The sequence below is a fragment of the Enterobacter sp. HK-058-C-ECC genome (genome assembly GCF_047531125.1).
In the GTDB taxonomy this organism is placed as follows: domain Bacteria; phylum Pseudomonadota; class Gammaproteobacteria; order Enterobacterales; family Enterobacteriaceae; genus Enterobacter; species Enterobacter quasiroggenkampii.
Map to the genome: position 1 here is coordinate 734950 of NZ_JBLKCH010000001.1, position 12635 is coordinate 747584.

Sequence of the window (12635 nt, forward strand, 5' to 3'; positions counted from 1 at the left end):
GACGGAAAAACTTAATACTGACGGGCTTTTTTCACCTGCGCCTGCGTTTGCTCCGCGGCTTTACGCACGGCAGACGATTCCGCCACCTGCGCATCACCGGTTCGCCACCAGGAGGCGTAGTCGTGGGTCATGGTCTTCGGCAGCACCTTGATGTCCAGCAGCGTGGGGCCAGGATGCGCGCGGGACGCCTCCAGCGCCGCCAGCAGGGTTTGCTCGTCGTGCACCCGCCACGCGCGACAGCCGTAGCTCTGCGCATTTTGCGCGAAGTCGACCTTCACCAGCGGACCGTCAAGCCGTCCGGTTTCCGGATTGCGATGGCGGTTTTCCGTGCCAAAGCTGCCCATGCCGTGCCCCATCTGCAGGTTGTTAATGCAGCCGAAGCTGGCGTTATCAAACAGCAGAACGGTGACCTTAATGCCCTCCTGAACGGCGGTTTGCAGCTCGGAGTGCAGCATCATGTAGGAGCCATCCCCCACCATGGCGTATACCGGCTGCCCGGGTCGGGCAAGCTTCGCGCCGATGGCTGCCGCAATCTCATAGCCCATGCAGGAGTAGCCGTACTCCAGGTGATAGCTGTCCGGCGTTTTGACCTGCCAGAGGCGCTGTAAATCGCCCGGCAGCGAACCGGCCGCGCCCACCACGATGGCGTTATCTTCAATATGCTGGTTGATCAGCCCCAGCACCCGCGTCTGGGTCAGGCGGGTGTTGAGCGTCTCGCCGTACTCCGCCAGCTGCGCGTCCAGGTGCCCCGCCACTTCGGGCGCGTCGTCCGGACGCCACTGGCGATCCCACAGGCGACGGCACTCGTCGCGCCAGGCGGATTTCGCCTCAGCGATCGCCTCTCCCCAGCCGCTGCGGTAATCACCAAGCGCGTGGGTCAATGCCTCGAGCCCGGTTTGAGCGTCGGCAATCAGCGCCGTGGCGTCCACCTTCAGGGCATCAAACTCGGCCACGTTCAGCAGCAGAAATTCGACATCCGGATGGGAAAAGAGCGCCTTGGAGCCGGTGGTAAAGTCGGTCAGGCGCGTGCCGATGCCAATCACCAGATCAGCCTGTGGCGCGAGCTGGTTGGCCGCCATTCCGCCCGTCACCCCTACGCCACCGAGGTTAAGTGGGTGGTCACTTACCAGCGCCCCCTTTCCGGCCTGGGTTTCGGCAAACGGCAGCTGCAGCGTCTCGACAAATTCGCGAAACGCCTCATGCGCGCCGGAATAGCGCACCCCGCCGCCGCACACCACCAGCGGACGACGCTTGCGGGCGATCAGCGCCCGCGCCTGCGCCAGACGCTGGGGATCGGGCGGACGGCGCTCGATGTGGTGCACGCGACGCGCGAAGAAGCTCAGCGGGTAATCCCACGCTTCCCCCTGCACGTCCTGCGGCAGGCAAATCGTCACCGCACCGGTATCTGCCGGGTCAGTAAGCGTTCGCATCGCGCTGAGCATCGCGCTCATGAGCTGCTCGGGGCGGTTAATGCGGTCCCAGTAGCGGGAGACCGGACGGAAGCAGTCGTTGGTGCTGATGCTGAGGTCGTGATACTGCTCAATCTGCTGCAGCACCGGGTCGGGCTGGCGGCTGGCATAGATATCGCCCGGCAGCAGCAGCAGCGGAATACGGTTCGCCGTGGCGGTTGCCGCGGCCGTGACCATATTGGCGGCGCCCGGCCCGACGGAGGAGGTGACGGCAAAGATGCGCTGACGACGGTGCTGTTTGGCAAATCCCGTCGCCATATGGGCGATGCCCTGCTCGTTACAGCCCTGCATCACCTGCAGATGGCCGGGATCCTGCTCCAGCGCCTGGCCGATACCCAGCACGTTGCCGTGTCCAAAGATGGTGGCGACGCCCTCCACGAAGGGCGTTTCGTGACCATCCACGCTAACGTACTGTTGATTAAGGAACCGGACCAGCGCCTGAGCCATGGTCATACGTTCGGTTTGCATAACGCCTCCTGTCAGCCCAGCGTCGGCATGGAGAACGCAGCGCCTGTCTCCTGCTGCATTTCCGGCCAGCGCGCGGTGATGGTTTTCATTCGGGTGTAGAAACGCACGCCGTCGTTGCCGTGGACGTTGAGCGCCCCGAAGATGGAGCGCTTCCAGCCGCCGAAACTGTGGAATGCCATCGGCACCGGGATTGGCACGTTGACCCCCACCATACCCGCCTGCACCTCTTCGCAGAAGCGACGCGCGCAGCCGCCGTCGCGGGTGAAGATTGCCGAGCCATTACCATATTCATGGCGGTTAATCAGGTCCACCGCGCTGGCGTAATCTGCTACGCGCACCACAGAAAGCACTGGACCAAAAATTTCTTCTTTATAGATGGTCATCTCCGGGGTGACGTTATCGAACAGCGTCGGCCCGACAAAATAGCCCTGCTCGTGGCTCTTCACGCTAAAGCCGCGGCCGTCCACGCGAAGCGTCGCCCCCTGCGCTTCCCCGCTGTCGATGTAGCCCAGCACCTTGCTGCGGTGCGCGGAGGAGATGAGCGGCCCCATTTCGTTTTCCGGCAACTGGTCGAGCCCCGGTCCGACGCGCAGCGCGGCAATCTGTTTTTCGAGCCGGGCGCAGAGGTCATCGGCGGTGTTATCCCCCACTGCCAGCACCACCGAGAGCGCCATGCAGCGCTCTCCCGCCGCGCCGTAGGCCGCGCCCATGATGGCGTTGGTCGCCATCTCCATGTCGGCATCCGGCATTAAAATGCAGTGGTTTTTCGCACCGCCCAGCGCCTGGCAGCGCTTACCGTGGGCGGACGCGGTCTGGTAAATGTATTCCGCAATCGGCGTGGAGCCGACAAAGCTCACCGCCTGCACGCGCGGGTCGGTCAGGAGCACGTCAACGGACTCTTTATCGCCCTGCACCACGTTAAAGACGCCGTCCGGCAGGCCGGCCCCTTTCAGCAGCTGCGCCAGCGCGAGCGCCAGAGAAGGGTCTTTTTCCGACGGTTTCAGTACGAAGGTATTCCCGGTCGCCAGCGCAATCGGGAACATCCACATCGGCACCATCGCCGGGAAGTTAAACGGCGTGATCCCGGCGCAGACGCCGAGCGGCTGCATCAGCGAGTGGCTGTCGACGCCGGTCCCGACGTTCGCCGAGTGTTCGCCCTTTTGCAGATGCGGAATACCGCAGGCAAACTCCACCACTTCCAGGCCGCGGGTCAGTTCGCCCACCGCGTCGGAGAAGACCTTGCCGTGCTCTTCGCTGATGAGGCGGGCCAGGCGATCCATGTTCTCTTCCAGCAGCGCTTTGAAGCGGAACATCACGCGCGCGCGCTTAAGCGGAGCATGACGCGCCCACGCCGGAAACGCCTGCTGCGCGGCGGCGATCGCCTGCTCCGTTTCCTGTGCCGTACTCATCACCACCTGGCGGATCTGCTCGCCGGTGGCCGGGTTGAAGATCGCCTGAACGCGCTGGCCTGAACCGGTGACACATTCGCCGTGAATAAAATTCGCTACCGTCTCCATCCTTAACCTCTCGCTGTTGATACGTGACTGTGACCTGAACACTGTGTACTGACCACTATATATGAAACAAATATTCCATTTTAAGTTGAAATAAAATAAATGATGATTATTGTGATCAAGGATGGATTTTTATGTTAACAGCCAGCACCACTGACGCCGCGTGCGCTATTAAGGGATTTCGGGCGAGGAAATGACTGAAGCTTCTGTTTCATTTTTGCTGCCAGATGGATGGCCGACATTTAAAAGACGCGGTTTTGCGTTTAGAATCATATGACTGTATTTGGGGGATAAGATGACGACAGCAACCAGCCTGAACGAACTGCAGCAGCAAATCCGCGATCGCTACGATAGCCTGAGCAAGAGGCTGCAGCAGGTCTCCCGCTACGTGCTGGACAATACCAACAGCGTGGCGTTTGATACGGTTGCCGTCATTGCCGAGCGCGCCGACGTGCCGCCTTCGACGCTGATCCGCTTTGCCAACGCCTTTGACTTCACCGGTTTCAACGAAATGAAACAGCTGTTTCGCATGAACCTGGTGGAGGAGACCGCCAGCTACAGCGACCGCGCTCGACTGTTCCGCGAGATGGAGAGCGAGGCCGTGCCGGAAACGCCGCTCGATATCCTGCAGGAGTTTGCCCGCTCAAACGCGCAGGCGCTGCAGCAGCTGGCCGCCCGCGCCGAGCCGGAAATGCTGGAGCGCGCGGTACAGCTGCTGGCTGACGCCGACACCATCTACATCGCCGGACTGCGTCGCTCCTTTAGCGTCGCCGCGTACCTTACCTATGCCCTGAGCCATCTGGAGTGCCGCCCTATCCTGCTCGACGGCATGGGCGGGATGCTGCGCGAGCAGATCAGCCGCATTAAGGCACGCGACATTGTGGTGTCGATAAGCTTCTCGCCGTACGCGGAAGAGACGGTGATGGTCAGCGAAACCGCCGCCAGCGTTGGCGCGCGGCAGATTGTGATTACGGACAGCCAGATCAGCCCGCTGGCGACGTTCAGCGATCTCTGCTTTGTGGTGAAAGAGGCGCAGGTGGACGCGTTTCGGTCTCAGTCGGCGACGCTGTGCCTGGTGCAGTCGCTGGTGGTGGCGCTGGCGTATCGGTTGGGTGGTGGGGATAAATAGCCCACGGTACCGCTCAACAGGCCGGGTAACATAAACCCGCTACCCGGCATAATCGCCGTTTCCGGTGAACATCCGCCCGATCTTAGCGGTTTTCGATCTCAGGAGACTCAGGATAGCTGACCGAAGCGAGGGCATTTAGACGCTGCCCCGTAATCTGTAATACGCGCAGCAAAAGCATGATGCCGCGGCGGGTATCAGGGTCGTTGAGCATAGTAAACACCTGCCGAAGTGAGATATCCCCTTCCCGGTTAACCTGCTCTCCCCACGCCATGCGTAGCGCGGTTCCCCCTTCCCAGCCGACGGTCACGACATCTTCAAAAACGCCAGCCAGTTTTTCGACCATCGCGTTATCGGCCATTTCCAGCAGGTCTGCGACGACGGCAAGCAGATCAACCAGATTATTCAGACGATTGCCCGCCATAAGCGGGGCAAGGCTTTTTAGTAACTGTTCCTGGTCACTCATCAGAACATCCCCCTCACGACGCCCCAATACAGTCCACGGTTAAAACCGTTTCGCAGCATGCCGCCGAGTTTTGTCGCCGGCATGGGGGTCACGTCATTGCGATAGTCATATACCAACGGCATGCCGGCCCAGAGCCCCATCTGCGCGACGGCCTGAACCCGTCCATCATAATGGTTACCGCTTCCGGGCGGTCTGCCATACAGCTCCGCCACAATGTTATCCGCGATTATGGGCGCCTGGTTGTGGCACGACCCTCCCGCTTTACTGATCGGCAGATCGACGGTATCGCCGATCACATATACGCCTTCTAAACCGTAGACGCCCAGCGTCTGGTGATCCGTCGGCAGCCAGCCTTCACCGTTCTGAACCTCACTAAGCCCGGTATCACGCACCGCGTCGACTGCCCGAATGGGAGGCGTTGCCATCAGGATGTCGAAATTCTGTGAATCGCCCTCGGCGGAATAGGCAATTTTGCTGTCAGGATCGACATGGCTTAAGGTAAAACCACGCTGATGCTGTATTCCTTTGGCGGCAAAAATATCGCCAAGCGCCTCCCCCACCGGTCGTTGCAGGAACAGGCAGTTTCGCAGCAGCTGCGCGACGGTCGGATAGGTATAAACAATCTCAACCTGATTACGCACCCCACGCTGGCGTAGATAATCGTCAACCATCAGCGTGGTTTCAATAGGGGCAATGCCGCACTGGTGGGGCACATTCGGCGTTTCCGGGAAAGAGACGGTAATAAATATTCGCCCCTTTTTAATGGTGGAGAGCTTATGCGCTAATTGTCTGGCCGCCGCGTATTGATAAAAATGATCGCCCGCGTCGGCAAGGCCAGGGATTTTTTGTGTAAAAGGTGTGCAGCCGGTGGCAATAACCAGCAGGTCCCAGTCGTAATGTCGCTTACTGGCCCCGTACAGTCGACGCTGCTTAAAATCGAAAGATTCAATCCTGTCGGTAATAAATTGAATTTCCGGACTCAGTAATTGCCGTTCAGGCCGGGCCAGTTCATGGTGATGGAAGAGGTTAAAGGCGACGTACATAAAGGCGGGTTTGTAGTAGTGCACTGGTGATTCGGAAATCAGTACCAGCTCTACCTGACCGGCAGCAATTTCACGTCGTAATTTCCTGGCCAGCAGGTTGGCAACAATGGTTCCTCCCGTGCCGCCGCCGACAATCATTATGCGGTTTTTCATTCCTTTATTCGCTCATGGTAGTGAATGGGAATTCACGTAACCAGACCGCTTCACTGTTACGCTCAGCTAAAGCGTAGTAACAGAGTAATATTCCGCAATGTAACCCTTAATAAGAAATTTAATTTTGACAACCAGATCATCATTTATAATATACACTACAAAATATAATTTATATCTCCGAAACATTGCCTTTTACTGTGGTCTCTTTTCATCAGCATTATTCGCCAAACAGCAGCGTTGTGTACTTTTTAGATACCGCCCCGGAGCGCTGTCCGTTCGCGCCATAATAGCGATCTTCACGGCACAGTCGCTCCTTCACATCGCAGAAAATACCGTTGGCAAAGGTGAATTCAGTCAGATCGACATTGCTCGACGTGAACACCTCGTTTGCAGCAGCCTTCTTACCGAGATAGGTCTCTGTCAACGCGCGGGATAATCCATTGTCATTGGCGCATACATATCGGTCGCAGAGCACGCCCGATACTGGCGACTTGAGCCTGGCGGGGGTCCTGGCCTGGGCGGACATGGCGGACACGGCAAGCAGCGCGGCCACAGAGCATGCGAGTATTGACTTGTTCAAGATGATAATCTCCGTTGGTTAATGAGTGTCGGCTTTACGCCGGGCGCGGTGGAACCATCATGAGGGTGAAATGTCCTGGGGTTCTGAGTCTCAACAGGAAACGGTCCGTTTAGCTTTTTGTTGACTTAAACAGTCGTCTAAAGTTCAGCTCGGAGGCAATTGTAAGGGTCCTATCCCGGTGAGTCATGCGATTTTAAAGAGCTGAACTAATATGCTGTATACGGAGTGGGTTTGTGGGGCGGGTTAGGTCCGCTCTGAGCGAGGAGTGGACATTAACGCTGAGTTAATGGACTGCTGAAAATGGTAACGTTTTTGTTTTAGGATGTCTTAATCAGAAAGTATACAGGCTTATATTGACTTCCATACATCCTGTCAGGTTGAGTTTCTTTTGCATATCGAAAAAAATCTTCAAAAGACTCTAAATTAAAAATAGCACTATTTCTCACAAGAAATAGAATGTCCTCTTTCTCTAGCAAGCATCCATTTTTTTTCAAATTACTTACTGGGTTTAAATACTCATAATGATTAATTTGACTAAGATTTACCCATGCATAATTATTACAATTCGATAAGTCCCAAATATTTACAGCCCTAGGGCAACCAGCTATCACTGGGACCCCTTTTTCTTTCCCTGCTTTATTAAAAGCATCTAGTTCTTCATTAATGGTGAAATATACTTCCCAATCATCAGTGATATTTATTTTTGGCCTGCGCGGAAACATTACCAGCACATGAAACCGGTCCTCTTTATGAAGATATTTTGATATATTGCTAAACTCTCGAGATATCCACGGAAACACCGGGGCGATATGGCTATATTGTTCCTGTAAAATGTTTTTGAGCGCCGGTACTAAATAGTATTCAGCACTGTGTTCACTAATGTAACTAGTGGCCATATATTTCCTTGCGATCTAACGCCCCATCCACCGAGATTTTACTCATATCATACACCTGAGGGTTTAACCAGTAATTTTGTTTAACAAATTAGCATGGCTATCAAAATCGTGGTGACTCACACTATCTTGATCCGGGTTAGCTCAACAAGAGAGCGAAACTGCGGATATTTGATTTGCAGATCACGTGAATACATAAGTTGAAAGTGTATCTTCTATCATTGCCTTACAACGAGAGAAAACGACAAGTCAAAAAGGATTCATGATGCTCAGCAACGAGTTTTTGCGCTTTTTCCAAACTTTAGACACAGCAGATGTACCCGGCGATGTTAGAAAAATGGCGAACCTAGTGTGGGATAATATGGATAGTATTATCCCGTTAGGTACCGCGCAGGGCCAGCGAATTCGTCGCATCGTCGATCTGGCGCAGTCTTCATGGGATACCCTCAGTTCGGAAGTCCTGCCACTGCCTGAGCAGAACTCCGAACGTGTCCCCACGTTCAGTCGGCTAAAAAGGCTGTCCGTTGGACCGTTCAGAGGATTTGCCAGACAGGAGGAATTTGATCTGGATTCGCGTCTGGTGCTGATTTATGGGCCTAATGGTACCGGGAAGTCCAGTTTCTGCGAAGCACTTGAATATACATTATTGGGTAGCGTTGCTGAGGCTGAAAGTAAACGCTTTCGTAATCAAACCGACTATTTTAGAAATGCATACGTCAATCAGTTTTCTGCGCCTGTGATTACTGGTGTTGGAGCTCAAGGGCATGATGTGGAAATTGAGAATAACGAAGCACAGCACCGCTTTTGCTTTGTTGAAAAAAACCGCATCGACAACTTTTCAAGAATTGCGGCGCTAGCCCCGGCAAGGCAGACCGAACTAATTTCAACGTTATTCGGGCTGGATGTATTCAATGATTTTGTCCGCAATTTCACTGCGGAGATTGATGGCAGATACATCGATCTGATAGGCGTAAAAGCCGTTCAACTGGCAGAAAAACGCCGCACACTCGAGTGGGCCATCCAACAACTGGAAGCGGGTAAGACGGATCTTGAAGGACTGGTTTCTGAGGAACAGACGCTGGCCTCTGGCTACCGCGAGGGCTTTTCTTTTCAGCAGATGATGATTGAATTAAAAGGGGATGAGCAAAATATCGGGACTATCCGGCAGCTTGAGGCAGAGTTACAGAAACCTCTTCCGAACAAGAGTCACCTGACCTGTGCGCTGTTGAAGGACTTAAATGGCTCTGTTGAAACTGTATTGGCGGATCTGTCTGGCAAACAGAAGCAACTGGCAGAGGCGAGTCTGCAGGTTTCGTTTAAAAGTTTATTCGAAGCAGTCGTCCAGTTACAGAGCTCCAGCCCAGAACAGTGCCCTGCATGCCATACTCCACTCCAGCAAGCTACGAAAAACCCCTACAGTCATGCCAGTGAAGAATTGCTGAAGCTTGAGTTTTTGTCAGCCTTGCAGGGTGAAATAGCTCAGTTGGAACAATCATTCAGCCAGCAGATGTACCGCGTCTCACAAGTTGTCGGCACCTGTTGCCAGTTTCTTCCTCATGAAAATGTTCTCGAAAGATTCCGAGAAGACAATGGCATCGCTTTGTGGCGTGATCTGCATCAACCAGCAGGCGATGGTGTCACTCCTTGGTCTCTTCTGGAGAAACAGGTGTTGCAGTTGGAAGAAGAAGATAAAAAAACAGAAGCAGCTGCTAAATTGCGGGAATCCTGGCAGCGTGATCTTGTGGGGCTACGTGAGTCAGAACGCCAGATAACAATATTACAGACGAGAAGAAGTACGACAGAAAGGGCCATCGCAGCGGCTCAGTTGTTGATTGGTAACTTTGATACGGAAAACAGGCAGCTTATTGAAGAGGTTGTACTTGAGGAATCCGTTGTAATAAAAAATAGAGAAATATCAGGAGCCTATGCCCGGTTCGTATTGCAGTTGAACGCCTATAAAGATGGTTTGCCTCAGCAGTTGGTTGCGAATCTCGGAGACAGCATTGTTACTTTGTACAATGCATTCAACCGTAATGACCCTCCAGGAGAAAAGCTCGCTGGTATCAAACTCCCCCTGATGCAGAATCAGCGGCTGGAGGTGGCATTTCAGAACAATCCCGCGCAATATTTTGATGCTTTGCATGTGCTCAGTGAGGGGCATGTACGCTGCATAGGGTTGGCTATTTTGTTGGCAAAAAACATCAGTGAGCAATGCCCACTTTTGATATTTGATGATCCGGTCAATGCTATCGATGACGATCACAGAGAATCTATTCGAAGAACACTGTTTGAAGACGCCTTCTTTGCAGATAAGCAAATCATCCTAGCCTGTCACGGAGAAGAGTTCTTCAAAGACATACAGAATTTATTGCCAGCGCCAGTGGCTGCACAATCCAGAACTTTCAGTTTTTTACCACGTCTTGACGAATTGCATATCCGTGTGGATTTTAACTGCGCCCCTAGGAACTATATTCTTTCAGCGCGAAGTCATTATGGACGTAATGAAATCAGGGAGGCGCTGACTAAATGCAGGCAGTCACTTGAATCGCTGATGAAGGGGAAGGTCTGGCGTTATGTAAACAAACACGGTGACGGTAATCTCAGTCTTAAACTGAGGTCAGCAACTGCACCTATTGAGCTGCGTAATCTCTCAGATCAATTGAAAAAACAAATTGGTCGTGCCGATTTTAATGACCCAAATAAAAATGCCGTGTTTTCTCCCATCGAGGTTTTGACCGGCTTTAGCGGAGAATCACGTGAATGGCGATACCTCAATAAAGGTACGCATGATGAAAACGACAGGGCAGAATTTGACAGGGCAACTGTAGAAGCCATGATAGGTGCAATCGAGGCGCTCGATCAGGCCGTGTGATAAGATTAGTACTAAATCCCCGTGTGATGTAGCTCTACAGAGATGAAGTGGTCGATAAAAGTTGGCCACTTCATGAAGGAGGCTTTTAAAATCACGACAGATCCACTTCTAGCACGAAGCGGTCATCTGAGAGACTGAAGGTCCGTTGTGAGCGAGGAGCGGACGTTAATACTGATCTACCTACGATGAAAAATGGCTACGAAAGCCGTGGCTATCCCTGCTAAAATCGAAGTTAACTGACTGACGTGACTGCGCAATTGCTTAAGCAAGAATTAAGAACGAGAAATTATTCATTTATATTCTATTCTGACGTAGTCTAGTAAGAACTACGGAAACGATTCTTAATCGCAACTTGACGAAGATTCGTGATGATGTAGTAATTAGCCTACTTTATGAACAGGAGTTTATTTTGACTAACGAATTTATAGATGCATACTCTGATGACCAAATATATCTAGAAATGATAGAGAAATTAGTCAATGAGCATTCGTCCGAAGGATTGGTTCCAGACAGTATAAAATACTCTTCTTTCTGTCGGCTTTGGGTAGTTATGATGGTGGGAAGTATAGAGATGATGATTAAAGTATGGACTAAGTCAAACTACGCAATGGCTGACATAGCCTCTTATTTTGAAGAAGGTTCAAATACAGAAAGGATTGATAGATTATTTAAAGCATTTGAAATAAGAGGTTTTTCTCCTGAAAGAGAGTGCTTTGATGATTTCCTTGCCTGTAAATACATAAGAAATGCTTACGTTCATGGCCAATGGAATGAAAAGCAGCGTGAGTATGTAGAGTCTATTAATCTACCTTCTGTAATTATGAAATTTTCTCCTGAAGATTATGTAAGAATAAAAAAATGCTATTATCACATAATGAATAAACTAGGCATGGCAAAATGTTTGAACACCTTGATTAATAATCTCTAGCTAATTTCTGGTGTTAACTGTATATTCTGACGAAGCGCAGTAGGGATCCCTTGCGCTGAGTAATAAGCTATCGATCAATTTCGCAGATTACATCCAATTTTGAATAAATTTTAATAATGCTGAAAGCCCCCGCGATTAGGGGCTTTATTTATTTATTTATTTCACTTTTAAATACTGTTAAGAACAAATTTAAGTTGTCATTAATTGATTGGGTTGCAGTCTTGATGTCAATAGTATTAAATTGCCTATAAAGGAATACCTCTAAAAGGTGAATATATGCCACATGGAATACAAAATAAGCATGAGAATAGGTCTTTAATGTGGCAGCGCTTGATCTAAAAGGAGGTGTCGTTAGACCATGAAATCGCTCATTTCTGAACTGAGGCATGGTTACTGCCGTCAAAAAAAGAGCCCTATCTTGATCCGAAAGTTGAAACTCGATTGTTTCAATTAATAATTTCTTCCCCTTTAGCAACTTTTGGATCAAAAGTCCCGCATCACGTTGTGTGTTAGCTTTATTGGATGCCCACAATGTCTCGTATTTATCAATAAAGACGTTATAAAGACTTTGACCGAAGCTTTGGATTATTCTCTTCCTAAAACTTTGGAAGTCGTTGTTTCTCGGGCTAGCTTTATATGAAATGTTATTTTCTAATATTCTCTTTGCCACAAATTCACATGTTTGTAATGGTATTACTTCTGTTAACTGTGAATATGAGTTACAAGTATATGTGCTTTTGCTTATGTGTTTATAGAAAAGACTAAATCTACCTTCTTTGCTTCCATTCTCTTTCTGAAGTCGGACAAACTCCGCATCTAATGCCTTCCAAATACAATCAAAAGCAATATCTGGTCTCAAGGGTAGTTGATCTAGAGCCTCTAAATAATGACTAAGCATATCATGAAAATTTTGGTCTTTTGAGTATTGTAATTTCGCCGGTTGGAAAACTTGCTCAATGCCAAATTTAGCCATTTTATCAATTAGAGACTTTTCGGCTGGAAATAATGACTTTGTAGGCCAATTGTTATTTAGATCTACCCTTTGCTGTTTTGTACTAACCATCTGGAAAATAACCCCTTTTATTAAATTATCCCTCGTAATGGTAGCATCGATGAAAACATA

General features: G+C 51.0%; 10 protein-coding genes. 3 read left to right on the plus strand and 7 right to left on the minus strand.

Annotation, left to right across the window (positions count from 1 at the left end; translation table 11 throughout):
- Positions 1-11 precede the first annotated feature (11 nt).
- Both iolD and ACMWJS_RS03650 read right to left on the minus strand, forming a co-directional pair.
- Positions 12-1937 (minus strand): 3D-(3,5/4)-trihydroxycyclohexane-1,2-dione acylhydrolase (decyclizing), encoded by a 1926-nt coding sequence (gene iolD / locus ACMWJS_RS03645; protein WP_414746625.1) that lies wholly within the window; start codon positions 1935-1937, stop codon positions 12-14.
- 11 nt (positions 1938-1948) lie between these two features.
- Positions 1949-3454, minus strand: a complete 1506-nt coding sequence (locus ACMWJS_RS03650) for a CoA-acylating methylmalonate-semialdehyde dehydrogenase (protein ID WP_414746626.1) — start codon at positions 3452-3454, stop codon at positions 1949-1951.
- Positions 3455-3746: 292 nt separating this feature from the next.
- Between ACMWJS_RS03650 and ACMWJS_RS03655 the strand changes: the two genes are divergently transcribed.
- A complete protein-coding gene (locus tag ACMWJS_RS03655) occupies positions 3747-4580 on the plus strand; it encodes a MurR/RpiR family transcriptional regulator (protein ID WP_023344667.1) in 834 nt (277 codons plus the stop codon).
- An 82-nt stretch (positions 4581-4662) separates the two neighbouring features.
- Here ACMWJS_RS03655 and ACMWJS_RS03660 read toward each other — a convergent pair whose 3' ends face one another.
- From ACMWJS_RS03660 to ACMWJS_RS03675, 4 genes are all read right to left on the minus strand, one after another.
- Complete coding sequence (locus ACMWJS_RS03660) at positions 4663-5043, minus strand: DUF1641 domain-containing protein (RefSeq protein ID WP_414746627.1); 381 nt, start codon at positions 5041-5043, stop codon at positions 4663-4665.
- On the minus strand, positions 5043-6239 hold the full coding sequence (locus ACMWJS_RS03665; RefSeq protein ID WP_395299496.1) for an NAD(P)/FAD-dependent oxidoreductase: 1197 nt from the start codon (positions 6237-6239) through the stop codon (positions 5043-5045). Before ACMWJS_RS03665 ends, ACMWJS_RS03660 begins: the two co-directional genes overlap by 1 nt.
- 217 nt (positions 6240-6456) lie before the next feature.
- On the minus strand, positions 6457-6819 hold the full coding sequence (locus tag ACMWJS_RS03670) for a YcgJ family protein (protein WP_414746628.1): 363 nt from the start codon (positions 6817-6819) through the stop codon (positions 6457-6459).
- A 317-nt stretch (positions 6820-7136) separates the two neighbouring features.
- Positions 7137-7715 (minus strand): hypothetical protein, encoded by a 579-nt coding sequence (locus ACMWJS_RS03675; protein ID WP_414746629.1) that lies wholly within the window; start codon positions 7713-7715, stop codon positions 7137-7139.
- Positions 7716-7974: 259 nt separating this feature from the next.
- On the opposite strand from ACMWJS_RS03675, the gene ACMWJS_RS03680 reads away from it, so the two are divergent.
- Complete coding sequence (locus ACMWJS_RS03680) at positions 7975-10584, plus strand: AAA family ATPase (RefSeq protein ID WP_414746630.1); 2610 nt, start codon at positions 7975-7977, stop codon at positions 10582-10584.
- 409 nt (positions 10585-10993) lie between these two features.
- On the plus strand, positions 10994-11512 hold the full coding sequence (locus tag ACMWJS_RS03685; protein WP_048968430.1) for a hypothetical protein: 519 nt from the start codon (positions 10994-10996) through the stop codon (positions 11510-11512).
- Between the two features lie 148 nt (positions 11513-11660).
- Here ACMWJS_RS03685 and ACMWJS_RS03690 read toward each other — a convergent pair whose 3' ends face one another.
- A complete protein-coding gene (locus ACMWJS_RS03690; protein ID WP_038418598.1) occupies positions 11661-12575 on the minus strand; it encodes a hypothetical protein in 915 nt (304 codons plus the stop codon).
- Positions 12576-12635 lie beyond the last annotated feature (60 nt).

Bases quoted from the DNA above. Each gene is read 5' to 3' on its own strand.
- ACMWJS_RS03690 (WP_038418598.1), bottom strand. From the start codon at position 12,575: ATGGTTAGTACAAAACAGCAAAGGGTAGATCTAAATAACAATTGGCCT.
- ACMWJS_RS03655 (WP_023344667.1), top strand. From the start codon at position 3,747: ATGACGACAGCAACCAGCCTGAACGAACTGCAGCAGCAAATCCGCGAT.
- ACMWJS_RS03650 (WP_414746626.1), bottom strand. From the start codon at position 3,454: ATGGAGACGGTAGCGAATTTTATTCACGGCGAATGTGTCACCGGTTCA.
- ACMWJS_RS03675 (WP_414746629.1), bottom strand. From the start codon at position 7,715: ATGGCCACTAGTTACATTAGTGAACACAGTGCTGAATACTATTTAGTA.
- iolD (WP_414746625.1), bottom strand. From the start codon at position 1,937: ATGCAAACCGAACGTATGACCATGGCTCAGGCGCTGGTCCGGTTCCTT.
- ACMWJS_RS03665 (WP_395299496.1), bottom strand. From the start codon at position 6,239: ATGAAAAACCGCATAATGATTGTCGGCGGCGGCACGGGAGGAACCATT.
- ACMWJS_RS03680 (WP_414746630.1), top strand. From the start codon at position 7,975: ATGATGCTCAGCAACGAGTTTTTGCGCTTTTTCCAAACTTTAGACACA.
- ACMWJS_RS03660 (WP_414746627.1), bottom strand. From the start codon at position 5,043: ATGAGTGACCAGGAACAGTTACTAAAAAGCCTTGCCCCGCTTATGGCG.